Below are 26,028 nucleotides of genomic sequence, written 5' to 3' on the forward strand. Positions count from 1 at the left end.
GTGATCATATGGAGAATTTTATTCAAAAATTAGAGGGGTCTTTATATAAAGGGTTTATTGATCAAAAACATAATCATCCTGGAATATATAAGCCAAAATTATTAGGGTGTGTCTAAAAACTGTTGTTCATTGTGTTAATCGAAAAATGGCAGCGATATACACAAAGGCTAAAAAAGAAGATGCCAGCTTATCATAACGTGTTGCGATTCTACGGAAATGCTTGATTTTATTGAAAAAACACTCCACTAAATGGCGTTCTTTATATAAATACCAATCCACATTCCAAGGAGCTTTCGCATTTGACCTGGGTGGAATGGTATAGGTTGCTTCATGATCGGTAATATAGTTACGAATCGTATGAGAACCATAGGCCTTGTCACCAAGAATATTGCTGCCCTTAATCGGTATTTCATCCAAAAGCTCGCAAACAGGAGTGCTATCAAAAATATTTCCGCCAGTCAAATGAAATAAAATGGGGTTGCCTAAACCATCAACAATTGCATGGATTTTGGTAGTTTTTCCACCGCGACTCATGCCAATATGCTGATGACACTCATGATTTACAGCCTTTTTTTTGCACCAGCACTATGTTGATGCGCTTTGATACTGGTTGAATCTATGCTGAGGTTTTCAAGATCCGGTTCAGCATTTAATTCTTGAAAAATAGTCAGTAAGACACCTTCATCACGCCATTTGCAGAAGCGAGCATACACGGTTTTCCATAATCCGTAATGGTCCGGCAAATCACGCCAGGGAGCGCCGCTCCTAGCTATCCATAAAATAGCATTGAACATTTCACGATTACTCCTTTTAGGCGGACGACCAGTAAAATACGGTGGGAAAAAGTCTTTGATTTGTTCCCATTGTTCATTTGTAAGTTCGTAGCGGCGTGGCGTCATAGAAAATACCCCTCTCTAAATGATTTGAGGTAATCCTATCATAGAAATAGTTTTTAGACACACCCTAGTAAACAATACGAAAAAAAATGAAAATGTTTTAAACTCATTGTTGGAGGAGCTAGAAAATAGTACATCTTTTATTTTCTCAGTAGCTTTTATTACGGAAAGTGGGCTAGCGACTTTAAAATCACATTTCCTTGATCTTAAACAAAAAGGGATTAAAGGACGTATATTAACATCTACATTCTTAAATTTTAATACACCAAAAGTGTTTAGAGAGTTAATGAAACTTGAAAATGTAGAAGTAAGATTAACAAACTTATCTGGTTTTCATTCAAAGGGATACATATTTGATAACAAAACGCATTGTTCATTAATTGTTGGTAGTTCAAATCTGACTGCACATGCTTTGAAGGTAAACTATGAATGGAACGTTAAGTTGACATCGCATGAAGATGGAGAGATTGTACAGCATTTTAAAAATCAATTTGAAGAAGTTTGGGAGCATTCTCAAGTATTAACTGAAGAGTTAATTGGAAATTACGAAACAATATATGAACAAGTTGCAGAAAATAAGTTACTAGATCGAGTTATAGAATTACCTGGTCAATATCATAATTCAATTGAAGAAGCTTTGAAAATTACTCCCAATAAAATGCAACAAGCTGCGTTAAAAGAAATACAAGCTATTCGAGACGCTGGAAAAGAAAAAGGATTAGTTATCTCTGCAACAGGAACGGGGAAGACATATCTTTCAGCATTTGATGTCAGAAATTTTGCACCTAAACGGATGCTATTTATTGTTCATCGAGAGCAAATATTAAATAAAGCAAAATCAGATTTTCAAAAGGTTCTTGGTGGAGTAGATGAGGATTTTGGAATTTTATCAGGATCAAATAAGCAAATGAATGCTAAGTATTTATTTGCGACGATCCAAACCATTTCAAAAGAGGATATTTTACATCAATTTGATCCTGAGCTATTCGATTATATTTTAATAGATGAAGTTCATAAAGCGGGTGCTAGTTCTTATCATAGAGTTATTGATTATTTTAAACCGAAATTTTTAATGGGAATGACCGCTACACCTGAACGTACAGACAATTTTAATATTTATGAGCTATTTGATTACAATATTGCTTATGAAATTCGATTGCAAGAAGCACTTGAAGAAGATATGCTGTGTCCCTTCCATTATTTTGGAGTAACTGATTTTGAATATAATGGTGAAAAGATAGATGACACTACTGCTTTATCTAAACTTGTTACGGAAGAGCGAGTGGATCATGTAGTTGAAAAAGTAAAATATTATGGTTTTTCTGGTGAGAAGGTAACAGGATTAATGTTTTGCAGTCGAAAAGATGAGGCAGAACAATTATCACATGCTTTAAATAAAAAAGGTTTTCGCACATTTGCGTTAACCGGTGATCATTCCCAACAGGAAAGAGAACTGCGTGTGAACCAATTAGAAAATGGCATACTGGATTATATTTTAACGGTAGATATTTTTAATGAAGGAATTGATATTCCAAGTGTGAACCAAGTTGTTATGTTGCGACAAACTCAATCGAGTATTATCTTTATACAGCAACTGGGGCGTGGGCTTCGGAAACATGATTCGAAAGATTTTGTTACGATTATTGATTTCATTGGAAACTATAAAAACAACTATTTAATTCCAATTGCCCTTTCAGGAGATAGATCACAAAATAAAGATAATATACGCAGATATATAAATGACACAAGTTATATTAAAGGTATTTCAACAGTTAACTTTGAGGAGATAGCGAAAAAACGAATCTTTAAAGCTATTAATAATAGTAATTTAACAGCAATGAAAGTATTAAAGGAAGCGTTTGGTGAGTTGAAAAATAGAATAGGAAGAATTCCATATCTATATGACTTTATCGTAAACTATTCTATTGATCCAGTTGTACTTGTAGAAGGATATTCGAACTACTATCAGTTCCTATTGAAAATGAAAGAAGATGTGCCTGCATTAACAGAGTACGAAAATAAAGTTTTAACAATGCTTTCATTGGAAGTATTAAATGGAAAACGTAAAAACGAAATCGTTTTGTTAGACTTATTATTAAAGCAAGAAAAAGTTGATAAGGATGAGTATATAAAACAACTTGAAGAAACTAATTGCTTAATAGATGATGAAACGATTACTTCAGTACAACGAATTTTTGAATTAGAGTTTTTCTCACAAAACAGTCAAAAGAAATATGGAGAAAAGCCAATTCTCTCTTTACAGAACAATAAGACATATATGTTTAATGATTCTATCCGAAAAAGCTTAGAACAAAATGAATACTTTAAGTATATGGTTATGGACATCGTTAGGAGTGCGAAAGAAAAGAGCAAGAACTATGAGTGTAATAGTAACCTTACTGTCTATAAAAAGTACTCAAGAAAAGATGTCTGTAAACTTTTAAATTGGCATAATGATGAGAGCTCAACTATGTATGGTTATAAGACAAAGTACTATACTTGTCCAATATTTATCACATACCATAAAAATGATGAGGTAGAATCCAGTGTGGACTACGGTGATGAATTCCTTAATCAAGATGTTCTGAAATGGTATACAAGAAGTAATAGAACATTAAAATCAAAGGAAGTTCAAACAATTATTGATGCTAAAGAAAATAATATTGATGTCCATATTTTTGTGAAAAAAGATGATGACGAGGGAAGCGACTTTTACTATTTAGGAAAAGCGAGACCTGATAAAGCAAGTGTAGAACAAACTGAAATGCAAGATAAAAATGGAAAAGAACTACCGGTTGTTACGATGAATATGATTATGGAGAAATCAATTGATAATAAGCTCTATGATTATATAAAGGACGGTAATGTTTTGTAGGTATATTAAATTTTTAATATCTTTATGTTTCTAAAATGATTAAGGGAATATAGATGAGGCTGTATCAAAATGACATCGGAGTATGCTTTTGATATGGCTTTTTTATTGGAATTTAATGTGTTTTTTGCTAGGTTTGTGTATTCATTTCAGTGGTGTAAGCAGAATGTGGGGATGGATCTTTCTTATATGCTGCAGTTTGTAAATAGAGGTTATGAGAGTAGGTGATGATAGGGTGTATATAGTTTGGATTTTTACAAGGTAATATAGATAAAGGATTTCAAGATCAAATATTTTTAGAATACTATTTTTATTTAAGGGAGATAGCTCAAAAATATGATTTATATAAGAAACTCACGTTAAGTGAGTGGAAGGCTGATGTTTGGGAAAGAATGCTAATGATTTTTGATTCAGAGACGGATAAGATCAAAATTCAATGCAATGTTTAGCAAGGAGGAAATCAATTGGTGATCATAACCAAATAAAAGTTAGCTTTCTCTATATAAAAGGTAGGCTCAATTTTGGTTGTATTTTATTTAAATGTCTTTTAAATAATTATAGGCAGAATCATAAAAAAAGTTTTTGCTAATGTACCTGCTCTAAAAGTGATAATTCAACACTTGGATTGACCTATAAAGTGAGGCAAGCGTAAAGATACGCAGTTCGACATATGAACCTAAAATAAAACCAGGTATTTTTCTTTATCTAAAAGAATCCGTTTTATTGTAAGATTACTAAGAACTATAAATGCTAGTTTAAATGTACACATTAACACTTGAATAAGCATGTACATTTTCAACAGGATTCTACATACTGACTTTGAGGTGGTTAGTGTGTATATCAAACTAGATATTCCAACGGAATTTACAATTAAAAGTCTTACAGACTTGTCTAATTTTAAAAATTTAATGGAGAACTTAAAGATGAAAATAAATAAAAGTCAACTAGCGCGAGAATTGAAGGTTGATCGACGTACCATTGATAAATACATGAATGGCTTTATACCAAAAGGAACCAAAAATAGAACATCAAAAATCGATGCCTATTATGAAGTGATTGTAGATCTTTTATCAGATGAATCTAAACAAACTTTTTACTATATGCGGGTTCTATGGCAATATCTAACGGATAATCATGGTTTGCAATGTTCCCAGTCTACTTTTCGTGCCTATATCAATAGGAAACCTGAATTCAAAAAATATTTTAAGGATGGTAAACGTATTGCTTCAAACTTACCAGGAAAGGTTCGTTATGAAACACCTCCTGCTGAACAAGCGCAATTAGATTGGAAAGAAAGCATAAAGTTTGAAACGAAAGATGGTGAAACGATATTTGTAAATGTGGCTGTACTTCTACTATCTTATTCACGCTTTAGAGTTTTCCACTTGAATATTTCAAAATCCCAAAGTGTATTACTGTCATTTATGACAGAGGCATTTGAAGCGTTTGGTGGCGTACCGAAGGTAATCGTTACAGATAATATGAAAACTGTAATGGATGAGGCTCGAACAGAACATTTTTCAGGAACAATTAATAATAAGTTTGCACAATTTGCCCAGGATTTCGGATTTAAGGTACAACCTTGTATTGCAGGACGTCCAAATACAAAAGGAAAAATAGAAGCTCCAATGAAACTTCTAGATGAAATTCATGCTTATCAAGGCAAGTTTACTTTTGAAGAATTGCATGAATTTGTACAAAGGTTATGTAAAAGAATTAATCAAACGTTTCATCAGGGAACTGGTAAGATTCCGGTGTTTGCCTTAAAACAAGAAAAGAATCTCTTACAGCCACTCCCTACGAGTACAATAAGAGATTCCTATAAGATTAAACATAAGCTTGTAAAAGTAAATGCGTCAGGAATGATATCTTACAAATCAAATCAATACTCAGTGCCAGCTGAGTATCAAGGTAAGACCGTTGGTCTACAAGTCTATGATAATCAAATATATGTTTATCATAACATGAAGTTAATTGTACAACATAAAATCAGTCAATCTAAGCTTAATTATAAAGAAGAACATTATAAAAACGCATTGGCTAAGTCACTACCAAAATATCCGAACATTGACAATTTGGCGAAACAAAATTTATCAGTAATTGGTGAGGTATATAGAAATGAAGAATAGCTATCAACAGTTAACCACAAACCTAGAGTATTTAAAATTAAAACAAATGACACAACATTTAGGGGAAGTCGTTGATTTTAGTATTAATAATCAATTGTCATTCGTGGAAGCACTGGTTAAGCTGACAAACTATGAAATTGATGTAAGAGAACAAAATATGATTCACTCTATGGTAAAAATGGGCGCATTCCCTCATAGAAAGGAGATTGATGCATTTGATTTTGAATTCCAGCCAAGTATTAATAAACAACAAATCTTAGATTTTATTTCTCTACGTTTCCTAGAACAACAAGAAAACATAGTATTTTTAGGACCTAGTGGTGTTGGTAAAACCCATTTAGCGACATCGGTAGGTATAGCAGCAGCTAAAAAACGAACAAGCACTTATTTTATTAAGTGTCATGATTTACTTCAAAATTTGAAGCGTGCAAAGCTTGAGAATCGTCTAGAATCAAGATTAAAACACTACACAAAGTATAAATTGCTTATCATCGATGAAATTGGGTATTTACCAATTGATCCGGAGGATGCAAAATTATTTTTCCAACTCATTGATATGCGTTATGAAAAACGTAGTACGATTTTAACTACAAATGTAAATTTCAAATCATGGGATGAAATCTTTCAGGACCCTAAAATAGCTAATGCCATACTAGATCGTGTATTACATCACGCTACCGTTGTTAGCATTGTAGGACAATCATACCGAATTAAAGATCATTTCAGTAAAGAAAACGATTAAATTTGTACATGCTTAAACAAGTGAAAATGTACATGATCATCTTGACATTTACAAAGAACATCTAAGCTTTTAAGAAAGAGAGTTGATCCAAAAGAGCATCTTTAGCGATTGATGCTCTTTTGGATTGAAAAATGTAATAAGTATTAATAGTTATCCAGTTTTCTTTGTAAGTATGGAAAATAATATAGTTTTTTCCAAGGAATATTTTTAAATGAAAATGTTGTTTTTGTGTGTAAAGTAGATTCGTAATCTTTAATTTGATTTTCAATCAAATCGTTTAATTTCGCAGAGTAATACTTTTTTAGGTAATTGGGGTTATCTAGGGTAAGGATAACTTTTAATTGAGTTAGTATATCAATTAAATCGGTTAAGTATTTATCTATTGAAAAGAAATTAAAATCTTTAATAGCACTTTTAAACATGAAGAAAAACCAGATGGATGGAATCATAATTATTAAGATTAGGAGAAGGCGTTTTAATCCTTGCTCTATTGTTAGGTCTTTGTGCATAAAGATTTGACTGTTAAATGCCGTCCAAACGGGAATCAAGAAAATAACAGCCGTATTAATATTGGAACCTAAGGCAGCTAAGAGGTTTTCCTTTTTATTGTTATCCAGCCTATTTTGAAGTAGGTCAATTAAAGACTCTAGTTTTTTGATATGTTGTTCCGTGTTCTCTGTATTATTGGCATTCCTTTTATTCAATAGGTTACTTGAAAATAGGAATTTTGTTAATAATAACATACGGAAGGCTTCCCATTGGGTGCTGCGGAATTTAATATTATATTCATTTATAGTAAAAATATTATATGGCCGTATTAAAAGTATGTATATTAGCAAGATTCCTACAGTAACACTTAATATATAGAATTCAAGTGCAGAATGCACACTTTCTTCAACTATGCGAGAAAGAAAAAAGTGAGTACTTATTGTGACAGCTAAAATCGTAATTATAATATTAAGGGTTAGGTGTTTAAATACTAAGCTAAAATTACTTAATCTTTTTTTGTAGAAATGGATTAATTGTGTTTCAATCAATGTTTTCACCTCTATTGTAATTATTGTGTAAATTATAACTAATATTTACATGTTTGTAAAAAATGGATGTTATATAAAGTAACTTGCCAAAACTTGATTTTTTAATCTAAATGGCTCGAAAACATTAGGTCACATTGAAAGGTTATAATTGCTAACAAATTAAATGCTAAGCATTTATATAAATAGCAGATATCACTCTGCACAAACATGCAATTAAATAACATAGGGCCCTAACTTGGCCGGTATTTAAATGAAATGTGGTGGGTTAGAACTATTAGAGTATATCTGATTTGCTTGAATGTAATAATTGTACAGACTATATGTAGATAGTTACTATTATTCATACTTACAACCTCCCCCCTGTTAAGGTGAAAATCTGATTTTATCTATATCGGCATTAATCAATTTTTTTCTACATATTCCCCTTGCACCTCCCCCAACGTCATCCCCTAACCTAAAGAAGACAAATCAAAAAGGGGGCAAAACTAACTATGAAAACCACCAAAAAAGAAAAAAGAAACACCATCATCATGCTAATACTCTCAGCCGCAATAGGAATCTTTTCACCACTACTCATGTACATCACACTGGCACGTAAAAATGAAGTGTACAAATATCATTGCCGAAAGGCATTCAACTTTCATTTGTTAATCTTTCTTCTATTTAATATTAGTTCGCGTATTAGTGATATTTTATTTTGGATTGTGTTTGTCTTTGAGGTAGTTCAAGTGATCATTATTGCGTGGAAAGTAATACGCGACGAGCCATATCGTTATTTCATTCGAATTCCGTTATTTAAAGAAGATAAGTATGTAGTGGAAGGAGAATAGGTGATGAAAAAAGAAGTGGAGATAAAGGGGAAGCGAATTTTTATTATGATTGCAGTGTTATTTATTGCGATTTATATCGTTTTACGAAATAGAAAGTATGAGTACTTTTATGATGGTATTAGTGAGTATGAAAATCGTTATAGGGGGAATATTCCTTTTTTATTCCTTGTTGTAGGTTTGTTTCAATATTGTAGGCAGAATGAGATGAGTTTTTCTCATATGTTTCAGTATGTGAAAGAGAAGTTAGCGGAGTAGGTGATGATATGACGTGGATGATTAGTGAGTTTGCAAGTGTTGGGGATGTTACGGTGCGGACGCTTCGTTATTATGACAAGATTAATTTATTAAAGCCAAGCGATTATACTGAGGGTGGGCATCGGTTATATACGAAAGATGACTTGTATGTGCTACAGCAAATTCAATCGTTTAAGCATCTGGGTTTTTCGCTTGGGGAAATTCAAAATATTATTTTGCAGCGTGATATAGAGACGGAAGAATTTTTAAGACAAATACGTTTTCAAAGGGAATTGCTTTTGGTAGAGCAAGAAAGAATTGCTAAGGTGCTTTCGCATATGGATGAGATGACGAGAAAGTTTCAAAAGGAAGAACGAGTGGATGTTGCTTTGTTTTCTTCGTTTTTGCAAACTTTCATATGGGAGAAAGAAAATAAAGAATGGTTAGAGGAACATTTTTCGAAGGATAGTGTTCAAGCTTTTTATAATAATAAGGAATTAAAAGAAAAGTTTGATCGGCGATTTATGGATGTGATAGGGAAGTTGAAAAAGTATAAGGAAGAGGAGAAGGATCCGGGTTATCATGACGTTCAAGTTACCTTGAAGGAATTTTTCAATGTAATAGAAGAGGTAACGGACTATCTTGATACACCTCAAAGCGATATAGAGGATATAATCCAAAAATCCAACCTCCCACTATCCGAATTCCCAACCCTCTTCACAACCGAAGAAGAAAACTATATAAAAGAAGCAATGCAGCAGTTTAACCCCTAGTTAAACTGCTTTTCCATTATAATAGAAGAAAAACCAAACGGAGGGAAACCCACATGCCAACCTACAACAAACTAATCAGAAACAAAATCCCACAAATAATAAAAACCAACGGAAAAACACCCACAACAAGAATCCTACCCCAAGACGAATACATAAAAGAAATCTGCAAAAAAACACAAGAAGAACTAACCGAATACCTAGAAACAACAACAAAAGAACATAAACTAGAAGAACTCTCCGACCTACTAGAACTAATCAACGCCCTAGCCGAACATGAAGGCACAACACTAGAAGAAATTAACAACATCCGTAAAAAGAAAGCAGAAGAACGAGGTGGCTTCTCAGATCGAGTCTTTCTAATTGAAGTAACCGATAACTAGCCCCTCCTAAGCCCCTTACAAGCCCCTACCAAGTAATAAATCACTAAGAAAAAACACAACAAAACAAAAACAACTACAAACACCGTAGTAGGAGTCGAAAAAAATTTGAAATAACACGCCAAAAACCCTGCCATCCTCCCATATATATTATGAAGAGGTTTTCACTTTTGAACGGAGACGGGAGGAATTGGGATGGCGGTGTATCGTACTGTGCAGGTGAATTTTTGGCAGGATGATTTTGTTTTGGATTTGACGCCGGAGGAGCGGTATTTTTATGTGTATTTGTTGACTTGTTCGAAGACGACGCAGTGTAGGATTTTTCCTTTTCCGAAGCGGTTAGCTGAGATGGAGACGGGTTATAATCGGGAGACTGTTGATAAGCTTGTGCAACGCTTCATTGATTATGGGAAGATTCTTTATGATGCGGATACTCGGGAGTTATTCGTTTTAAATTGGCTTCGTTATAATCCAGTGACGAATACGAATGTGGAGAAGTGTGTGCTTCGTGAGCTTAAAGGTGTGAAGAATAAGGAGTTTGTACATATGTTTCTTCAGAGGTGCGTGGAGGAGGAGCTGAATGTTCCGATGCTTTTAGCGCATTTCGGTATGCCTGGCGATTTGGCTGTGGATGATGTTGAGCCAGTTTGTGAGGAGACAGAGGAAGAAGAGGTTATAGAGGAAGAAACGGGGAGTCGTGTGTTTTCTTTTTATGAGCAACATTTCGGTAGTTTGTCTCCTCATACTGTGGAGGAATTGAGTGCGTGGATGGAAGATTTGTCAGAGGAGCTTGTGCTGAAGGCTCTTCAAATTGCGTTTGAGAATAATAAGCGGACGGTTGCTTATGTGAAGGGCATTTTGAGAGGGTGGCACGGGAAAGGGTTTACGAAAGTGTGTGAGGTTGAGGCGGATACGGCTCAGTTTCGGAAGAAGGATTCGTCTGTGAGTACGGGGGAGACGGAGGAGTTTTTGGCGAGGTGTGAGGAGTGGGAGAAGAATGCGCCGTCTGAGGAAGAGTTGCAGCGCTTTTTAGCGGAGCGCGGGTGGCGTCCATGAGTATTCAAAATGTGGAGGCGGAGAAGACGGTGTTAGGTTCTCTATTACTTGATGGAGAGCTTATTAAGGAGTGCCGTTTGACGGAGCAGTATTTTTCGATGCCGGTGCATAAGTCTATATTTCAGTTAATGCGAAAGATGGAAGAAGAGGGGCAACCGATTGATCTTGTGACGTTCATTTCTAGGGTGGATCCGAAGTTTTTAGAGGGGATCGGGGGAATGGAGTATTTTATAGGATTAATGGATGGGGTGCCGACAACTGCCAACTTCTCTTATTATGAGGGGCTTGTTCGAGGTGCCTGGAAAATGTATCAGGCGGGTGTTCTCGGGCACAAGATGGGAGAGCGTCTTATTGCCGAGAAGAGTGAGACAATTATTGGTGAGACGATTACAGCACTTTGTGAGTTAGAGGAAAAGGACTGTGTATGTGAGTTTGATTTGAAGGATGCGCTAGTTGATTTATATGAAGAGCTTCATCAAGATGCGAAAGAGATTACTGGTATTGAGACTGGTTATACATCGCTAAATAAAATGACGTGCGGATTGCAGGATGGTGATTTTGTTGTCCTTGGTGCGCGACCTTCTATGGGGAAGACTGCGTTTGCGCTAAATGTTGGACTGCATGCGGCGAAGTCTGGAGCGGCGGTTGGATTGTTTTCGTTAGAGATGAGTAGCAAGCAATTGTTAAAAAGGATGGCCTCTTGTGTAGGTGAAGTGTCAGGAGGTAGGCTGAAAAATCCGAAGCATCGTTTTGCGATGGAAGATTGGGAAAAGGTGAGTAGGGCGTTTGCGGAGATTGGTGAACTGCCATTTGAGATTTACGACAATGCAGGCGTTACTGTGCAAGATATTTGGATGCAAACTCGTAAGTTAAAGAGGAAGCATGGGGATAAAAAGATTTTAATTATTGTAGATTACTTGCAGCTTATTACGGGAGATCCGAAGCATAAGGGTAATCGATTTCAAGAGATTAGTGAGATTTCGCGTAAGCTTAAGTTATTAGCGCGTGATTTAAATGTTTGTGTAGTAGCATTGTCGCAATTATCTCGTTCTGTAGAGTCACGGCAAGATAAGCGACCTCTTTTATCCGACTTAAGAGAGACAGGACAAATTGAGCAAGATGCGGATGTCATTATGCTTATGTATCGCGAGGATTATTATGATAAGGAAACGGTGCAGAAAGAGATGACGGAGATTCATGTGGCGAAGCATCGGAATGGGCCTGTTGGTAGTTTTAAATTGAGGTTTATGAAGGAGTTTGGGCGGTTTGTGGAGGGGAAATAGTGAAAAGATTGGAGTATTACTTTGCATATAAAATAAAGCATAAGTTTTCCATGGTATTCACTTATGCTTTATTCTTTCAATATGTTTCTTATTTCCCCATAAAGAAGGATTTTCTCTCTGTAGTAATCCATTGCTGCAAATCATCTTGGCTACGTCGGACAAGTCGATTTACTAAAACATCATGCCATACATAATCCTCTAATAAGTATATATGAACGGGGTCATCTGTATAAAAAGCAACATTACGCTCTTCAATTGATGGTCCATAAATCATCTCTTTAGAATCTATCGATAAAATAAACCAATGTTCTGTAGACAGAGTTTCTGTATAGGGTGTGATCCGATGAGCTTCTAGATTTTTAATTGGATTTTCAACATGTAAGGTAATACCTTGTACTGAAACTTTATCAGCTACCTCAGATAGTTCCTCTTTTAACGCTTCATACATTTCATCCCACATTGAAATGACAATACGTTGTTCTGCTTTTTTTATTAATGTCTGACAGTAGCTAATGATTGTTTGATTGTCTTTTAAAGTAATGACTCGATTATCCGTTTTTTCTTCGGAAGTTTCTAGTTTTTTTAATGAATCACTAATTCCTTCATAAGTAGACTGCCATTCTGATTGAGCCTTCTGTAAAAAGATTTCAACAGGTAGAGGTGAATAGCGAGTGGTGTCATTTATTTCTTCTTTCATGACAATTCCTTTTTCTACAAGGTTACCCAAAATCTCATAAATTCGCGCTCTTGGGACACCTGAATCCTTACTCACTTGATAGGCTGTGACAGGCCCCTGTTTCACAAGAGATACATAAGATTTAGCTTCATATTCATTGAAACCAATTTTTTTAAGCTGTTGTACGATGTAGTCCACTTTTTTCTTCCTCCGATGTTTGCTTTTATCCCGCTTTAACGGGCAGTAAGATCCCCACCTCAAAATTCAGCGAAAGCAAAGAAGTTAGGTGGGGGATCAACTGCCCGTAAAAGCCCGATTGGTTCAACTAATAATCAGTGGGGGATGAACAAAACCCCCCACTGATTAAAGTTTCACTTTATATTTCAACGTTACAATAACTCTTTACATTTAGCAAATTGATAGTTACTATTACAATAGTGACTAAGGGGAGGCTACTAATATGGATTTTTATTTAGACCCATCTATATTAATGATTTTGATTGTTTTTGGATTTGTAGCTGCATTTATTGATTCAGTTGTAGGTGGTGGTGGATTAATCGCCTTACCAGCTTTATTATTTACAGGATTGAATCCAGCAAGTGCAGTAGCCACGAATAAATTAGCATCAACAATGGGGAGTGCAACTAGTAATATTGTGTTTTATCATTCTGGTAATCTTGATTTGAAATCGGCTTTAAAATTATTCCCAATCACTTTCATAGGCTCTATAGTAGGTGCATGGACCGTTCATTTAATGAACCCAGAAATACTGAAGCCATTGATGCTGGTAATGCTTGGTGCAGTCGCTATTTATACGATATTCAAAAAGGATTGGGGTAGTATTTCTACTCATAAGAAATTATCTGGTCGACACGTCATTGTTTTTACCTTTTTTATTTTTGCTATTGGTTTTTATGATGGATTTCTAGGTCCTGGCACAGGTTCATTTTTAATGTTTGCTCTTTTATTTATTGGATATGATTTTTTAAAAGCAGCAGGTAATGCGAAGTTTCTTAATTTAGGAAGTAATGTTGGTGCATTGTTGATATTTATGTATGTAGGGCAAGTAAACTATGCGTATGGTTTTATAATGGGGATTGCTCAAATTGCTGGAGGAATCGTCGGATCCAAATTTGCTATAAAAAAAGGAAGCGGGTATGTTCGTGCTCTTTTCATTACAGTAACTTGTTTATTGTTAGCGAAAAATCTGTATGACTATATTCAGTAAGTAATTTTGAACATCTTTTCTTCAAAAAACGTAGAAAAGGTTAAATATGAAGACTACATAAAGTATAAGAAGATACCAGGGGGGAATTCTTTTTAACAATTTTAGATGCTATCTTATTTGAAGATAGCATCTAAAAAGTCTCATTTAAAAGAAGATCTAAGTGAAGAGAATGAAAATAATATAAACTCATATTTTTCTAGGGTATGTTTATTGATCATAGTAAAATGTTTACTCTATATTCTTCTTATAATTAACCCGCAACAATCCCTTAAAATCAACCTCAGCAATCAACACACTTACTAATATAAGCGTCGCGCCTAAGTATCCTTTTCCTGTGAGCGTTTCACCTGTGAAAACGAAAGCGAAGCCTGCGGAAAAGACAGGTTCTAATGAGAAGATAAGCCCTGTATGTGTGGGCGTTGTGTATTGTTGGGCGATAACTTGCACGATGAATGCTACTGCGGTGCAAAATATGCTTAAGGCTAAGATGATTAGCCATGAGTTGGTTGTGCTAGGCAGTTTTGGCGTTTCTATAATGAATGAAAAAATAAGACTAAATAGACCGACGAAACCGAGTTGTATGACTCCCAGTGCAATGGAGTTCACATGTTTTGTTACGCTTCCGGTAATGATGACGTGAATGGCATAAAATAAGGCTGACAGTATGCAAAATATATCGCCATTACCGATCTTGAATTCGCTAGTTAATGTTAATAAACCAATTCCTATTATCGTTAAAATGATTCCTACTATAACTTTCTTTTCAGGGATGTGTTTTAAAAATATAGCTGATAATATCGGAATGAAAATGACTGTGAGACATAGTAAGAAACCAGCATTAGAAACACTCGTATACTTTGTGCCGAAAGTCGCGAAAATGTAAACGATAAATAAAACAGAAGCGAGTATAAATGCATATTTTACAGTTTTAAAATCGATTTTGAATAAATGTTTGTAAAATATTAAACCTGATAAAAGAAAGGCGATAATAAATCGTAATGCGATTAAATTGTATTCTTCTATGCCTTCAAGTCCAATCTTTGTAAGTAAGATGGATGCACCCCAAAAGAATGTAACTAGTAGTAGCATTAAATCCGCTTTTAATTGTAGTTTCATTTCTATTCCCTCGTTATGTATAATTTATAATTCTATACCCCTTCTCCCATCGCTTATTTTAATATTAATTCTGAATATTTGAAATGAAAATTTATCGACGTTTTTTTCAGAACAATTGGGAAGTAATAGTATGTATATAAAAAGCCCAGTTTAGAAGGGCTTTTTTTCTATGTAAACTTTCATTTGTTTTGTTTACATAATATCTTTACAATCATTTGATAAAATATATGTAACTGCATATTGTGAGGGTGGGTGGTTATCCCTTCTTTCTATTTGGAAGGAAAGGAGGTGATAATATGGACTTTTTGTTTGACCTTGTAAAAGAGTTTCTGAAAGCGACTGTGCGCGAAGTTTCAGCGTATTTTTTGCGGAAGCAACTTCTGGATAAGGACAACAAAAAACCCACTCCGCGCCGTCACAAGCAAAAGGGTGGGTTCCGCAAAAAGAAATAGCTTATAATAACCACCACCCTAAGCGGTAGCAGTTAGGGAAGAGATGTTAGCGCATCTCTTCTTTTTATTATATGCCATTTTATTTGATGTCATACTTATATAGTATTCTACGGAAAATATATCATATTCCTATTTTGTGGTCAATTTGATTGCATGATTGAAAAGGTGTAGTCTTATTCCTCTCCAAACTGAAAAATATCCCGATTAATAAGTTGGTGGAGATACCTATCCATTTCAGCTGCAGAAACTTTTCTTTCATTTTTAAACCACCATGCGCTTAATGAGGTGATTGCCCCTGAATAAAATTCAATGATTAAATCATTTGGCATCGTATGGTTTTTACAAAGTTGATTTAACGCTTCTATTTCTTGTTTTCTCGTTTCGTGACTTAAATACTGTGTCCGGCTAATAAATTGTTCATCAGACATTTGCGTCTCTAATATTTTACCGATTTCTTCATGATGTAGAAATTGTTCCATTACTTGAAATGGTTTACTTAATCGATCTGAAACCGGTATTCCCGCAATCATCTTGCTGTATCGTTTAAATCCAAATGCTAATAAAGCATCTTTATCTTCAAAATGTTTATAAAAGGTTGTTCGGTGTACCATCGCACGGTCGCAAATTTGGTTAATGGTGATCGTACTATATTTTTGTTTTGATTGCGTCATTAATTCAAATAAGGAATCCCATAGTAATTTATGTGTACGTCTAATACGTAAATCGAGTTGTTTTTCATTATCGTTCATCTACAATTCTCCTTTTTTGTAGATTAAGTATACAGTGGCTGACAATTGATTCTCCCTTTTTAATCTACATATGTATATTATATTACATGTGTTCCGGTGTATTTAAAGATTTTTAAGTAAGAAATAGGAGGAGAATTTGTAAATGAATATGACAACTAAGAGCCCTGCAAGTGGCAAAGTTGATACTTCTAATATGAAACATACCCCCATTTTAATTGCGTTACTTTTAGGGGCAATGGTTGCATTATTAAACGAAACATTACTTGGTAATGCGCTAACGGTATTAATGAAAGAATTTGATGTAACAGCTTCAACGATTCAATGGCTTTCTACAGCTTACATGTTGGTAGTTGGGGTTTTAGTCCCAATTACAGCGTTACTTCAGCAATGGCTCACAACGAGACAAATGTTTTTGATCGCTATGGTAACGTTTTTAGTCGGTACATTAATTGCGGGATTCGCACCGACATTTTCCGTTTTATTAGTCGGCCGTATCGTCCAAGCTGTAGCGACGGGATTAATTACACCGTTATTAATGAATACGATTTTAATCATTTGTCCGCCTGAAAAACGTGGTGCCACAATGGGGTTAATCGCACTTGTGATGATGGCAGCTCCGGCAATTGGTCCTACATTATCTGGAGTAATTGTGGATTCATTAAATTGGCGCTGGTTATTCTATATTGTTATTCCGATCGTGATCATTTCAATTATGATTGGGAGGAAGTACATTCAAAATGTTTCAGAGTTAACAAGACCAAAAGTAGATTATCTATCTATCCTTTTATCGACATTAGGATTTGGCGGACTTGTGTATAGCTTTAGTGCATCGGGTGATTTAGGATGGTCTGATGCGAAAGTGTATGGCACTTTACTTGTTGGGCTTATCTCATTATGTATTTTTGCCGTTCGACAATTAAAAATTGAAAATCCAATTTTAGAATTACGCGCATTTAAAGTTCCGATGTTTACATTATCAGTTGGATTAATCGTCATTGTGATGATGTCATTGTTTTCAACGATGACTTTATTACCGATGTTCCTGCAAACAGTGTTACTCGTTACAGCTTTTAAATCAGGAATTATCATGCTTCCGGGAAGTGTTATTAGCGCCATAATGGGACCAATCGCGGGTAAACTATTTGATAAATTTAGTCCGAAAGTTATTATCGTTCCTGGTATTGTTTTAGTAGGGATAGCAATGTTCTTATTTAAAGGCATTACTCCTGATACATCAATGGTACAAATTATTGTTATGCATAGCGTATTAATGGTTGGACTCATGTTTGTCATGACAGCACAAACATATGGGTTAAATCAATTAACACCAGATTTATATCCGCACGGAACAGCACTATTTAGTACGTTGCAACAAGTAGCTGGCGCAATTGGTACGGCTATCTTTATTTCAAAAATGTCTTCAGGAACAACTCAGTATATGGAAAGCTCTGCAAATCCACTGGATCCAGTGGAGAAGTTAAACGGTTTAACATCAGGATTCCAAGGTGCGTTTACATTAGGGTTAGTCTTTATCATTGTTGCTTTTATCGTATCGTTGTTTTTAAAAGAAGAGAAAAAGGGAGTAACGGCAGCGAGGGTTTTACAGAACGAGAATTAAGGTTTATATAAAAAGACATCTTTAAGAGATAAAGATGTCTTTTTATATTTCTTTCGTAACATTTGTTTTGGATATTTTAATACAGAAGAATGGTCGGTGTAATTTCAATGAAGTGAGGATACAATATAATCGATAGTTTATTTGTATGAATATGGTATGTGCAATGGCTTTCCTTTTTGAGGATGAATAGCTATTGGGAATAAAGATGCAAAGCCTTACTAATAACTAAAAGTCCAATAATGAGGGAAAGTATTCTCATAATAAATTCTGCAATTAATAAGTTGCCCATAGCTGTCGATCCGTCATACATTAATCCTGTGATGATAATGGGCGCGATTATAATGATAATTCCAATTACTATTTGAAGAAGTAAATTCACGTTTTTACTCAAGGTAATCACCTCCTGAAAACTGAATTTTATGTATTATACATTTATTATACTGTATCGAATTAAGGTTATGTTAATGCTTCTAAACTAAAAAGGAGGCGTCACCGATATAGTTAAAGGGGTAACAAGTTGTTAATGTTGTTTTATCTTTTTCTACAATGACAGTTCGCTCTTCTGCATCTGTTATCAAATGTTTGTTAATCTTACATTTCCTACGTAACATCATACCGAAGCAACTCTCCCTGATTATAAAACTTCTCAAAAGTAAGCTCCATTACATAGAAGAATACTAAACCAAACAAATATGAATAAGTGTAAAAGTAGTTCCAAACGAAGAAATTTCATTTGTTTACATAATATATTTACAATTATTTGATAAAATAAATTCAACTGCGTATTGTGAGGGTGGGTGGTTATCCCTTCTTTCTATTTGGAAGGAAAGAAGGTGATAATATGGACTTTTTGTTTGACCTTGTAAAAGAGTTTGTCAAAGCGACTGTGCGCGAAGTTTCAGCGTATTTTTTGCGGAAGCAACTTCTAGATAAGGACAACAAAAAAACCACTCCGCGCCGTAGGAAGCAGAAGGGTGGGTTTCGTAAAAAGAAATAACTTATAATAACTACCACCCTATACGGTAGCAGTTAGGGAAGAGATGTTAGCGCATCGCTTCTTTTATTATATGCCATTTTATTTGATGTCATACTTATATAGCACTCTACCGAAAATATATCATATTCCTATTTTATGGTCAATTTGATTATATTTCCTCCGTAACATCATACCGAAGCAACTGCCCCTGATCATAAAACCTCTCAAAAATAAGCCCCATAACATAAAAGAATATTAAACCGAAACCAATATGAATGAGTGTAAAAGTAGCTCCAAATGAAGAGAATTCATACACGAGAATTGGCAATTTCGCAGTTGTCCAAACGCCTAAGAAAAATACGATGTACCGAATGCTGGCGCCTTTTTGTAAGAGTAGTGCCGCAATTGGGAAGGCGATGTAGAGCGGACCAGCTGCAATGCCGCCTAATAATAGAGAGAATAAGATTCCGTATATGCCGGAATTTTCACCCATATATTTCATGAGCGTTTCTTTTTTCACCCATTGATCAAGTAATCCTACAAATATTAGGACAGGGGGGAGTAGAAACAACATATCTAAAATGCTATTTCCTGTTAATTGTAATGCGCTCCATCCTAAAGATTGATTTATAAAAGTTAATACAATGAGTCCCAGTAGTAAGATGAAAAAGAAGCGATATCTTTTTAGTTCCTTCATACCATCACCACCCAAATGATATAGGAGAATAGGAGTGACATGAGCAATGCAGATGCATTACGTGCGTAAGCAAAACTTCGTCCGAATATTTTTTGTTCCATCGGCAAGGTTGTAATTCCTACTGACATGAGTGTAGACATAAGTGCCGCAACTTGAGGGAGGCCTGCGCCGTGTTGGACTAATGTATTACCGAGAGGAAATACGACGAAGCTTGGAATAAGTGCAACGGAGCCGAGTATTGCTGAATAAATAATACCGATGAATCCAGATTGCTCCCCAATAATAGAAGAGATGAAAGACGGCGTTAATATAGAAAGCGATAAGCCAACGAAAAGCATGATGGAAAGCATCGCAGGTAGAAGATTGCGAAACATTTTCCATGATTTCATTAGAGCATCTTTCGTTTTATTGCGATCTTTCATAAAAGAAATCCCCGTAAGAATAATGGCTAAAGTGTAAAGGATCACGCCATTAATCATGGTCGGAATCCTTTAAGTCCTTATATTTGTCTATGAAAAAGGATAAGTTCTTCATTTTTTCTTCAATATCCATTTGGAAATCTGCCAATTGTTCCTTTCCAGCAGGTGTAATTTTGTACATCTTTCTCGGTTTGTCTTGATGATCTGTACTTACGTAAGATTCAATTGCACCTTCGTTTTCTAATTTCTTTAGCGTACGATATAAAATGGCGCTATCGATTGGATTGACTGGAAGTTCTTCCTCGCACTTTTGCAGTAATTGCCCGCCATAGTTATCTCCTTCAGCTAGAAATAACAAAAGGAATGCACCTGTATGTCTTCCTGTATGTTTCATGGATATACCTCCTTGAATGAATTAGAATTTATACTGTTATTGACAGTATACTGTTGTTAACAGTATATGGTGCATAAAGTGCTATGTCAATTTTAAAATGTGCGAATTTCGAGGGGGAATTACAAGGATACGATTTCCTTATGACAGTAACTAGTAACGTTGATAAGCTACCAATGCGAAGGGGTTGTACATCCAAAAACACAAAAAAAAGACACTCTCAAGAGTGCCTCTTATTAGCAGCCGAATCCGCCGCCCCAACAACTAGCGCCAACGATGATTAATAAGATAAAGAGCACAACAAGTAAAGCGAATCCGCCGCCGAAACCGCAGCCTCCACCACAACTACCGCCATATCCCATATTAACTCCTCCTTCCATAAAGACCATTTAATAATGGATTTAATTTACTTTATGTTTTTACGGATAATCTTGAGCAGGTCCTTTTGAAAAATAAAAAGTGCTTAGATTTTAAAAGAGTTGACGACCTTATTTTTGTCACGGGTAGTATGCTGATGACATATTGTATTTTATTCTGTGTATTGGGGGAAGGAGGATCTTTATGGCCAATTCTGAAATGATTTTACGATTACTTACGGATTTAAAGATTGAACAGCAAGCTTTAAAAGAGCAGTTGGAAAAAATACAAACTGCTGTGACTACTCTTGAAGAAAAATCAGCGATTGTGGAAGAGAAACCAACGACTATTGAAGAAAAACCAGCTGTTGCTGCTGCAAAGCAAAGAGCTCATTCTGGACACCCAACATCTTTTCGTGCTTGGAGAGCATCTGCTCAAAGGAATTCATAAAAATATAAGAAAAGAAGACATCTAGTAAGATGTCTTCTTTTACTTGTACAATCCAAATGAGTTAAGAAGGTATATCCATATTGCTTTAAAAATAAGAAGAAAATAACGATTGTCGACTCCTATTTTAGTATAGCATGTAATAATAAAGAATTTTATGTAATGTTGCATATATATAGATTATATGATGTTAATCTTATATATTTTAGTTGTCTGTTATTTGTTTTAATTCATTTACTTATATTATTTTTTGAGAGCCCCATTGATGGGGCCTTTTTTTATAATTGTTTTAAAGCGGAAACCTCTGAAGCATAATGAGGGGTTTCATAACTAGGTAAATGATTATTGGTGCTTAATGAGATGAAGACATGGATGTTGTGTCTGAATTTCTTCTAAATGGATTACTATTTATTTTTAGACTGTTCCCCATAAATGATAAACCATACCGAAAACAAAAAAAGCTAGTCCCACAAACAAAACAATTAAAGCAAGCATTCCATTCTTATTATGTTCCATACATTCAGCTCCTTTTTAGTTATATACAAAAAAGCCTTTAGTCGTAATTATGGCTAAAGGCTTTGATCTTCATACTTTATAGTTTATAAAAAAGTTGTACTTCTGTATTAATTTGGAATATGATTGTTTAAAGAGTAGGTGATGAGTACATGCAGGAAACAAAACAATTCCCGCTTATATCTGGAAATCTCTCATTAGATTTAGTAAATACAGAGCTAGTTAGGCGTGGACAACGTTATGATTTATTAATAACGGATGAAGATGTATTAGAATGGCTACATGTAATAAAGATTAATCTGCCTTTTTGGAATGAAAAAACACTTATAGGAATTCAAGAGCGCATGAATCAAGTTACATCTAGCATATTAGAGGCAAGAGAAGTATTGCGAAAACAGTTTGAGACAATTGCCGATCAGCACGAAATTTCTAATGATTTTATTACATATTTAGAAAAACAAATTGAGAAGGCACCATTTACATATAAAGTCATTGAACAGCGTCTAGTCCCTATCCCAGTTGGGGAAATTGAGGATGTACTCGCATCGTTAATTGCATTTGATGCTTTAACGTTAATAGCAGAAAATAAGCTTATTTTCCTTAAAAGGTGTTCAAACCCTGACTGTGTTTTATTATTTATAGATAAAAGCGGAAAACGAAAATGGTGTTCTATGAAAATATGTGGGAACCGGAAAAAGGTAGCAAAATTCCAGGATCGAAAATGTGAAGAAGTTTAGGGGATCAACTTATAGCAGTTGATCCTTTTTTTTCTGTATTTTTAAACTAACCCCTAAAAACGATATTGACCGGTTAGTTAATTTGAAATATAATTGTTGGTAAATAAAGGAGGAGAATGATGAGTAATATAACAGCAGCTAAGCAGAAAGAGGCTCCACCAATAAGTGTACGATACTTTGCAAAAATGAAAGGGAAAGGAAGAAGTCCATTACAAGTAAATATAAAGGACTCTTTGACGGGACTATTAGGGGGATTTTTAACAATTCTCACCTTAACATATTTAACGAGTATAACGTCTACAGAATTGTTAATGGCTCCATTTGGGGCGAGTTGTGTATTAGCGTTTGGAGTTTGGAATGCACCGTTATCTCAGCCACGTAATATTATTGGAGGACATTTGATTTCAACTTTCATTGGCCTATCAATATATCATTTGTTTGGGAATGAATATTGGACAATTGCTTTAGCAGTGGGGATGTCGATTGCTATTATGATGTTAACAAGAACAACGCATCCTCCGGCAGGGGCTGATCCAATTGTCGTTATTTTAGGAGCATACAGTTGGAGTTATTTAGTAACACCAGTTCTAGTTGGTTCTCTTGTTATTGTAGCTTTTGCTTTATTTATTAATAATATGAGTAGTAAAAGGAGCTATCCAACTTTTTGGATATAATTTGTAAAGTGAAAAACAATTTGAGTAAGTATTTCATTTTTACTATGTTTTATTTTTTATATAGAAAAAGCCTTTAGTCGTAATGATGACCAAAGGCTTTTATTCTCATACTTTTTAGTTTACAAAGAAAAGACACCCGTATAAGAGTGTCTTTTCCGATAGTTTGTTTAGCAGAAGCAAGAAGCTCCAACGATGATTAATAAAATAAACAATACAACTAATAGTGCAAATCCTCCAGAAAAACCGCAGCTTCCGCCGCAACTACCACCAAATCCCATAATAGTTCCTCCTTTAATAAGAGGGGAAAACAAAGGGTCACTCGTGTTTTTTAACGGATTCTATTTACTTTATGTTTTGACGCATAAACGTGAGCAGGTCCTTTTGAAAATAAAAAAGACATCTTAAGGTGCCTTTATCCCGCTTTAATGGGCAGTAAGACCCCAACCTCAAACTTCAGCGAAAGCAAAGAATTTAGGTGGGGGTCGGGCTGCCCATAAAAGTCCGATTGGTACAACTAATAATCAGTGGAGGATGAAGAAAACCCCACTGATTAAAGTTTCACTTTATGTAATTAATATTCGTTAGCATAAAATTCTTTTATTAATTTTATTTCATTTGTATCCGGGTCAAACTTAAATATTTTAATTTGATTCGACTCGTCTTTATAGGCAAATGTATTATCGCCAACTGGGGTCATATTGCTCGTGTTTACGATAGGATCGCTACCGTGGTCAGTGATTTCCACAGTTTTCTCACGATCCCAAAACGCGATGACAATGATCAAGATGATGAGGCATATACGTATGAAACGTAGTTCTTTTGCAACAGGATGTTCCATTTGATGGTCTCCTTTGTCATGTAATAGATTTTGTGTGTAAAAGAGAGAATCCTTACGAATAGAATATAAATAAAAAAGACACTGTAAAAAGTGTCTTTTTTATTTGAGTTATGCGCATTGCTTAATAAGACGCTAGTTCCTCAATCGGAATATGAGTAACTATGTAGGGTAATTTCATTATAACATTTTAACCAGTAATGGGTCTATATGGAATTTTTTGTAATGATTATGTTTATTTATTCAGAATGATAGATGTATCATTCTGAATTTGATCTATTAAAAGCAGTGGAAAAGGCAAAGGGCATACTTTATTCCGTGTTATAGGAATGTATAGAGATAGATTTCCCTTTACACAAACATAACGGTATAATATAGTTAAGTTAAGTGAACTTAACTATTAAAAATGAAATAACAGCATGGAGGAAGAAAGCTATGACTAGATCGTATAAAGAAGTAATTAATGAAATGAATCGAGCCTATAATGAATTTTACATTTTACTATTTCAAGATTTAAAGGATGAGTTTGGTCTTACTGGGCAGCAAGAGAGTATGCTATTTCATATTAATTTAAATGAAAACACGACAGCAAATCACATTGCGACTACTTTTAATATATCGAAAAGTGCTGTGAGCCAAGTTTTATCGAAGTTGGAAAAGCAGAAGATGATTTCGAAACAAGTTAATCCTAACAATAAACGGGAGTATTTCCTTACACTTGGCCCAAACGGTAGTAAGTATATAGAGCGGTTGTCGGAATTAGATGATGTATTAATTGAGAAATACTTTTCTAAAATCGATATAAATGCTTTAGAGCAAATGACTGATACGTTAACGAAAATAAATAAAGTGATATTGGAAGAGAAACAGAAGGCTCTTGATTGTAATGAGTAAAAAGGAGGGGAAGCATGTGATGAGTTACATACCAAATATGATTACGATAGCAAATTTTGTGTGTGGGCTTTTGGCTATTCACGCTGTTTTCGTTCACGATATGTATGGTGCAGTTATGTTCATTATTACAGGTATGGTATTTGATCTGTTTGATGGTATGGTTGCTCGGAAACTAGATTCTGTTTCGGAAATGGGCGGAGAACTAGATTCATTTGCGGATTTAGTGACCTTTGGTGTGGCACCGTCTATTCTTGCATATAGTGCCTCGTTAAAAGATTTGCAGTCTATCGGGATGCTATGTGCGCTTGTTTATAGTGTTTGCGGAATGCTGCGGCTTGCTAGATTTAATACACAACAAAGCAAACTCCCAACATTCATCGGAATGCCCATTCCATTTGCGGCAATGTGTCTTCTTATTTTATGCCTCCTAAATAACCCAGTTTCCGTGGCATTTGGCACATGCGTACTCGCTTATTTAATGGTGAGCAAAATCAAATTCCCCCATTTTAAAAAGGATATATCGGAGAGCTTGAAGTCCGAAAGATGGGATTAATAGGAAAGATAAGGAGAATAACATGATTCGTATGGCATTAAGATCATTCAACATACAAATATATTGTTTGCTAGGCGTGATGTTATTGGGATGGTTGATGACACCTTTCTCAGCCCAGTTTGTAGGGATAAGCATTGGCCTTTTAGTAAGTATGTACTGCGCCTGGATTTTAGGAAGGCGTATCGAAAAGTTCGGAGATAGCATCGTAAAAAAAGAAAAAGCACCGATGCTTGGCATGATGAATCGGTTTGCAGCCGCCATACTCGGTGCGATTATTATGTATGAAATTGAACACCGTGAGTACATGTGGACATTCGCAGCTGGAATTATGGGTGGGTATTTCTTAATTATTATTAATTTGGGTTATTATAGTATGAGGGATGCGAAGGAATAAAGTGCTGTGTAAATCACTAATTTGGATGTGAAAACCTTCCTTTATAGCGAGCTTTTTATTACAAAGAAAAGAC

Annotated in this window: 29 protein-coding genes and 4 pseudogenes; 19 read left to right on the forward strand and 14 right to left on the reverse strand. The window is 34.9% G+C overall.

The window, feature by feature from the left end; translation table 11 throughout:
* Nucleotides 1–126 precede the first annotated feature (126 nt).
* Nucleotides 127–899 (reverse strand): IS5 family transposase gene (locus QCI41_RS23100; protein ID WP_483299041.1). Its coding sequence is split into 2 segments (ribosomal slippage): nt 127–569 and nt 569–899, totalling 774 coding nucleotides; the frame shifts between segments, so codons are not numbered across the junction.
* 64 nt (nt 900–963) lie between these two features.
* Here QCI41_RS23100 and QCI41_RS23105 point away from each other — a divergent pair.
* From QCI41_RS23105 to istB, 4 genes and pseudogenes are all read left to right on the forward strand, one after another.
* Nucleotides 964–3,771 (forward strand): annotated as a pseudogene (locus QCI41_RS23105) (DEAD/DEAH box helicase); the annotation flags it as partial.
* 248 nt (nt 3,772–4,019) lie between these two features.
* Nucleotides 4,020–4,157: pseudogene (locus tag QCI41_RS30755) on the forward strand (PD-(D/E)XK nuclease family protein); the annotation flags it as partial.
* A gap of 444 nt (nt 4,158–4,601) precedes the next feature.
* Nucleotides 4,602–5,897 (forward strand): IS21 family transposase, encoded by a 1,296-nt coding sequence (gene istA, locus QCI41_RS23110; RefSeq protein ID WP_353836570.1) that lies wholly within the window; start codon nt 4,602–4,604, stop codon nt 5,895–5,897.
* Entirely contained in the window at nt 5,887–6,639 is a 753-nt protein-coding gene (istB, locus tag QCI41_RS23115) for an IS21-like element IS232 family helper ATPase IstB (RefSeq protein ID WP_098866930.1), read from the forward strand. Before istA ends, istB begins: the two co-directional genes overlap by 11 nt.
* 143 nt (nt 6,640–6,782) lie before the next feature.
* On the opposite strand, the gene QCI41_RS23120 is transcribed toward istB, so the two are convergent.
* Nucleotides 6,783–7,382: a hypothetical protein gene (locus QCI41_RS23120; RefSeq protein ID WP_353839241.1), complete on the reverse strand. Its 600-nt coding sequence runs from the start codon at nt 7,380–7,382 to the stop codon at nt 6,783–6,785.
* A 785-nt stretch (nt 7,383–8,167) separates the two neighbouring features.
* Here QCI41_RS23120 and QCI41_RS23125 point away from each other — a divergent pair.
* The 6 genes from QCI41_RS23125 to dnaB all read left to right on the forward strand — a co-directional run bounded on the left by QCI41_RS23125 (nt 8,168) and on the right by dnaB (nt 12,229).
* Nucleotides 8,168–8,506, forward strand: a complete 339-nt coding sequence (locus tag QCI41_RS23125) for a magnetosome magnetite crystal formation protein family (protein ID WP_353836568.1) — start codon at nt 8,168–8,170, stop codon at nt 8,504–8,506.
* Nucleotides 8,507–8,509: 3 nt separating this feature from the next.
* A complete protein-coding gene (locus QCI41_RS23130) occupies nt 8,510–8,761 on the forward strand; it encodes a hypothetical protein (protein ID WP_353836567.1) in 252 nt (83 codons plus the stop codon).
* A gap of 8 nt (nt 8,762–8,769) precedes the next feature.
* The gene (locus QCI41_RS23135; RefSeq protein ID WP_353836566.1) at nt 8,770–9,513 is read left to right on the forward strand and encodes a MerR family transcriptional regulator; all 744 of its coding nucleotides are present in this window, start codon (nt 8,770–8,772) and stop codon (nt 9,511–9,513) included.
* Between the two features lie 53 nt (nt 9,514–9,566).
* Nucleotides 9,567–9,893 carry a nucleoside triphosphate pyrophosphohydrolase gene (locus QCI41_RS23140; protein ID WP_353836565.1) on the forward strand — a complete coding sequence of 109 codons (327 nt, stop codon included), beginning with the start codon at nt 9,567–9,569 and terminating at the stop codon, nt 9,891–9,893.
* A gap of 192 nt (nt 9,894–10,085) precedes the next feature.
* Nucleotides 10,086–10,946, forward strand: a complete 861-nt coding sequence (locus tag QCI41_RS23145) for a DnaD domain-containing protein (protein ID WP_353836564.1) — start codon at nt 10,086–10,088, stop codon at nt 10,944–10,946.
* Nucleotides 10,943–12,229 carry a replicative DNA helicase gene (gene dnaB / locus QCI41_RS23150; protein WP_353836563.1) on the forward strand — a complete coding sequence of 429 codons (1,287 nt, stop codon included), beginning with the start codon at nt 10,943–10,945 and terminating at the stop codon, nt 12,227–12,229. The genes QCI41_RS23145 and dnaB overlap by 4 nt, the downstream gene beginning before the upstream one ends.
* An 88-nt stretch (nt 12,230–12,317) precedes the next feature.
* On the opposite strand, the gene QCI41_RS23155 is transcribed toward dnaB, so the two are convergent.
* Nucleotides 12,318–13,103 (reverse strand): TrmB family transcriptional regulator, encoded by a 786-nt coding sequence (locus QCI41_RS23155; protein WP_353836562.1) that lies wholly within the window; start codon nt 13,101–13,103, stop codon nt 12,318–12,320.
* 262 nt (nt 13,104–13,365) lie between these two features.
* Here QCI41_RS23155 and QCI41_RS23160 point away from each other — a divergent pair, with 262 nt between their 5' ends.
* Complete coding sequence (locus QCI41_RS23160) at nt 13,366–14,133, forward strand: TSUP family transporter (protein ID WP_353836561.1); 768 nt, start codon at nt 13,366–13,368, stop codon at nt 14,131–14,133.
* A gap of 228 nt (nt 14,134–14,361) precedes the next feature.
* Here the strand turns inward: QCI41_RS23160 and QCI41_RS23165 are convergent, their stop codons facing one another.
* Nucleotides 14,362–15,249 (reverse strand): DMT family transporter, encoded by an 888-nt coding sequence (locus tag QCI41_RS23165; protein WP_353836560.1) that lies wholly within the window; start codon nt 15,247–15,249, stop codon nt 14,362–14,364.
* A 296-nt stretch (nt 15,250–15,545) separates the two neighbouring features.
* Between QCI41_RS23165 and QCI41_RS23170 the strand changes: the two genes are divergently transcribed.
* Nucleotides 15,546–15,701, forward strand: coding sequence for a hypothetical protein (locus QCI41_RS23170; protein WP_353836559.1), 156 nt, complete (start codon nt 15,546–15,548; stop codon nt 15,699–15,701).
* Between the two features lie 173 nt (nt 15,702–15,874).
* Here the strand turns inward: QCI41_RS23170 and QCI41_RS23175 are convergent, their stop codons facing one another.
* Nucleotides 15,875–16,450, reverse strand: a complete 576-nt coding sequence (locus QCI41_RS23175) for a TetR/AcrR family transcriptional regulator (RefSeq protein ID WP_353836558.1) — start codon at nt 16,448–16,450, stop codon at nt 15,875–15,877.
* Between the two features lie 142 nt (nt 16,451–16,592).
* Between QCI41_RS23175 and QCI41_RS23180 the strand changes: the two genes are divergently transcribed.
* Complete coding sequence (locus QCI41_RS23180; protein ID WP_353836557.1) at nt 16,593–18,068, forward strand: MDR family MFS transporter; 1,476 nt, start codon at nt 16,593–16,595, stop codon at nt 18,066–18,068.
* Between the two features lie 190 nt (nt 18,069–18,258).
* Here QCI41_RS23180 and QCI41_RS23185 read toward each other — a convergent pair whose 3' ends face one another.
* The 7 genes and pseudogenes from QCI41_RS23185 to QCI41_RS23210 all read right to left on the reverse strand — a co-directional run bounded on the left by QCI41_RS23185 (nt 18,259) and on the right by QCI41_RS23210 (nt 20,913).
* Nucleotides 18,259–18,459 (reverse strand): hypothetical protein, encoded by a 201-nt coding sequence (locus QCI41_RS23185; protein WP_353836556.1) that lies wholly within the window; start codon nt 18,457–18,459, stop codon nt 18,259–18,261.
* Nucleotides 18,460–18,538: 79 nt separating this feature from the next.
* Nucleotides 18,539–18,661, reverse strand: a pseudogene (locus QCI41_RS23190) (class D sortase); the annotation flags it as partial.
* Between the two features lie 7 nt (nt 18,662–18,668).
* Nucleotides 18,669–18,799, reverse strand: a pseudogene (locus tag QCI41_RS30760) (permease); the annotation flags it as partial.
* Nucleotides 18,800–19,213: 414 nt separating this feature from the next.
* Nucleotides 19,214–19,741, reverse strand: a complete 528-nt coding sequence (locus QCI41_RS23195; protein ID WP_353836555.1) for a permease — start codon at nt 19,739–19,741, stop codon at nt 19,214–19,216.
* Nucleotides 19,738–20,220, reverse strand: coding sequence for a hypothetical protein (locus QCI41_RS23200; RefSeq protein ID WP_327962294.1), 483 nt, complete (start codon nt 20,218–20,220; stop codon nt 19,738–19,740). Before QCI41_RS23200 ends, QCI41_RS23195 begins: the two co-directional genes overlap by 4 nt.
* A complete protein-coding gene (locus tag QCI41_RS23205) occupies nt 20,213–20,554 on the reverse strand; it encodes a PadR family transcriptional regulator (RefSeq protein ID WP_000683186.1) in 342 nt (113 codons plus the stop codon). The genes QCI41_RS23200 and QCI41_RS23205 overlap by 8 nt, the downstream gene beginning before the upstream one ends.
* Nucleotides 20,555–20,787: 233 nt before the next feature.
* Entirely contained in the window at nt 20,788–20,913 is a 126-nt protein-coding gene (locus tag QCI41_RS23210; protein ID WP_000540377.1) for a YjcZ family sporulation protein, read from the reverse strand.
* Nucleotides 20,914–21,112: 199 nt separating this feature from the next.
* On the opposite strand from QCI41_RS23210, the gene QCI41_RS23215 reads away from it, so the two are divergent.
* The 3 genes from QCI41_RS23215 (at nt 21,113) to QCI41_RS23225 (ending at nt 23,279) form a co-directional block, all read left to right on the forward strand.
* Nucleotides 21,113–21,358, forward strand: coding sequence for a hypothetical protein (locus QCI41_RS23215; RefSeq protein ID WP_046957167.1), 246 nt, complete (start codon nt 21,113–21,115; stop codon nt 21,356–21,358).
* A gap of 662 nt (nt 21,359–22,020) precedes the next feature.
* Entirely contained in the window at nt 22,021–22,605 is a 585-nt protein-coding gene (locus QCI41_RS23220; protein WP_353836554.1) for a CGNR zinc finger domain-containing protein, read from the forward strand.
* 119 nt (nt 22,606–22,724) lie between these two features.
* Nucleotides 22,725–23,279 (forward strand): HPP family protein, encoded by a 555-nt coding sequence (locus QCI41_RS23225; protein ID WP_327973875.1) that lies wholly within the window; start codon nt 22,725–22,727, stop codon nt 23,277–23,279.
* A 167-nt stretch (nt 23,280–23,446) separates the two neighbouring features.
* Here QCI41_RS23225 and QCI41_RS23230 read toward each other — a convergent pair whose 3' ends face one another.
* Both QCI41_RS23230 and QCI41_RS23235 read right to left on the reverse strand, forming a co-directional pair.
* Nucleotides 23,447–23,557: a YjcZ family sporulation protein gene (locus QCI41_RS23230; protein ID WP_000505686.1), complete on the reverse strand. Its 111-nt coding sequence runs from the start codon at nt 23,555–23,557 to the stop codon at nt 23,447–23,449.
* Nucleotides 23,558–23,850: 293 nt separating this feature from the next.
* On the reverse strand, nt 23,851–24,117 hold the full coding sequence (locus QCI41_RS23235; RefSeq protein WP_353836553.1) for a YmzC family protein: 267 nt from the start codon (nt 24,115–24,117) through the stop codon (nt 23,851–23,853).
* Between the two features lie 432 nt (nt 24,118–24,549).
* Here QCI41_RS23235 and QCI41_RS23240 point away from each other — a divergent pair, with 432 nt between their 5' ends.
* From QCI41_RS23240 to QCI41_RS23250, 3 genes are read left to right on the forward strand one after another with little or no spacing between them, the layout of a single operon-like run.
* Nucleotides 24,550–25,008, forward strand: a complete 459-nt coding sequence (locus QCI41_RS23240) for a MarR family winged helix-turn-helix transcriptional regulator (RefSeq protein WP_097858062.1) — start codon at nt 24,550–24,552, stop codon at nt 25,006–25,008.
* Nucleotides 25,009–25,027: 19 nt separating this feature from the next.
* A complete protein-coding gene (gene pssA / locus QCI41_RS23245) occupies nt 25,028–25,561 on the forward strand; it encodes a CDP-diacylglycerol--serine O-phosphatidyltransferase (protein WP_048567077.1) in 534 nt (177 codons plus the stop codon).
* Nucleotides 25,562–25,583: 22 nt separating this feature from the next.
* Nucleotides 25,584–25,955, forward strand: coding sequence for an ATP synthase subunit I (locus tag QCI41_RS23250; RefSeq protein WP_064056335.1), 372 nt, complete (start codon nt 25,584–25,586; stop codon nt 25,953–25,955).
* Nucleotides 25,956–26,028: the final 73 nt, after the last annotated feature.

The organism is Bacillus cereus group sp. MG4 (genome assembly GCF_040460055.1).
Lineage (GTDB): Bacteria > Bacillota > Bacilli > Bacillales > Bacillaceae_G > Bacillus_A > Bacillus_A wiedmannii.

Bases quoted from the DNA above. Each gene is read 5' to 3' on its own strand.
- istB (WP_098866930.1), top strand. From the start codon at position 5,887: ATGAAGAATAGCTATCAACAGTTAACCACAAACCTAGAGTATTTAAAA.
- QCI41_RS23120 (WP_353839241.1), bottom strand. From the start codon at position 7,382: ATGTTATTATTAACAAAATTCCTATTTTCAAGTAACCTATTGAATAAA.
- QCI41_RS23125 (WP_353836568.1), top strand. From the start codon at position 8,168: ATGAAAACCACCAAAAAAGAAAAAAGAAACACCATCATCATGCTAATA.
- QCI41_RS23130 (WP_353836567.1), top strand. From the start codon at position 8,510: ATGAAAAAAGAAGTGGAGATAAAGGGGAAGCGAATTTTTATTATGATT.
- QCI41_RS23135 (WP_353836566.1), top strand. From the start codon at position 8,770: ATGACGTGGATGATTAGTGAGTTTGCAAGTGTTGGGGATGTTACGGTG.
- QCI41_RS23140 (WP_353836565.1), top strand. From the start codon at position 9,567: ATGCCAACCTACAACAAACTAATCAGAAACAAAATCCCACAAATAATA.
- QCI41_RS23145 (WP_353836564.1), top strand. From the start codon at position 10,086: ATGGCGGTGTATCGTACTGTGCAGGTGAATTTTTGGCAGGATGATTTT.
- dnaB (WP_353836563.1), top strand. From the start codon at position 10,943: ATGAGTATTCAAAATGTGGAGGCGGAGAAGACGGTGTTAGGTTCTCTA.
- QCI41_RS23160 (WP_353836561.1), top strand. From the start codon at position 13,366: ATGGATTTTTATTTAGACCCATCTATATTAATGATTTTGATTGTTTTT.
- QCI41_RS23165 (WP_353836560.1), bottom strand. From the start codon at position 15,249: ATGAAACTACAATTAAAAGCGGATTTAATGCTACTACTAGTTACATTC.
- QCI41_RS23170 (WP_353836559.1), top strand. From the start codon at position 15,546: ATGGACTTTTTGTTTGACCTTGTAAAAGAGTTTCTGAAAGCGACTGTG.
- QCI41_RS23175 (WP_353836558.1), bottom strand. From the start codon at position 16,450: ATGAACGATAATGAAAAACAACTCGATTTACGTATTAGACGTACACAT.
- QCI41_RS23180 (WP_353836557.1), top strand. From the start codon at position 16,593: ATGAATATGACAACTAAGAGCCCTGCAAGTGGCAAAGTTGATACTTCT.
- QCI41_RS23195 (WP_353836555.1), bottom strand. From the start codon at position 19,741: ATGAAGGAACTAAAAAGATATCGCTTCTTTTTCATCTTACTACTGGGA.
- QCI41_RS23200 (WP_327962294.1), bottom strand. From the start codon at position 20,220: ATGATTAATGGCGTGATCCTTTACACTTTAGCCATTATTCTTACGGGG.
- QCI41_RS23205 (WP_000683186.1), bottom strand. From the start codon at position 20,554: ATGAAACATACAGGAAGACATACAGGTGCATTCCTTTTGTTATTTCTA.
- QCI41_RS23210 (WP_000540377.1), bottom strand. From the start codon at position 20,913: ATGGGATATGGCGGTAGTTGTGGTGGAGGCTGCGGTTTCGGCGGCGGA.
- QCI41_RS23215 (WP_046957167.1), top strand. From the start codon at position 21,113: ATGGCCAATTCTGAAATGATTTTACGATTACTTACGGATTTAAAGATT.
- QCI41_RS23220 (WP_353836554.1), top strand. From the start codon at position 22,021: ATGCAGGAAACAAAACAATTCCCGCTTATATCTGGAAATCTCTCATTA.
- QCI41_RS23225 (WP_327973875.1), top strand. From the start codon at position 22,725: ATGAGTAATATAACAGCAGCTAAGCAGAAAGAGGCTCCACCAATAAGT.
- QCI41_RS23230 (WP_000505686.1), bottom strand. From the start codon at position 23,557: ATGGGATTTGGTGGTAGTTGCGGCGGAAGCTGCGGTTTTTCTGGAGGA.
- QCI41_RS23235 (WP_353836553.1), bottom strand. From the start codon at position 24,117: ATGGAACATCCTGTTGCAAAAGAACTACGTTTCATACGTATATGCCTC.
- QCI41_RS23240 (WP_097858062.1), top strand. From the start codon at position 24,550: ATGACTAGATCGTATAAAGAAGTAATTAATGAAATGAATCGAGCCTAT.
- pssA (WP_048567077.1), top strand. From the start codon at position 25,028: ATGAGTTACATACCAAATATGATTACGATAGCAAATTTTGTGTGTGGG.
- QCI41_RS23250 (WP_064056335.1), top strand. From the start codon at position 25,584: ATGATTCGTATGGCATTAAGATCATTCAACATACAAATATATTGTTTG.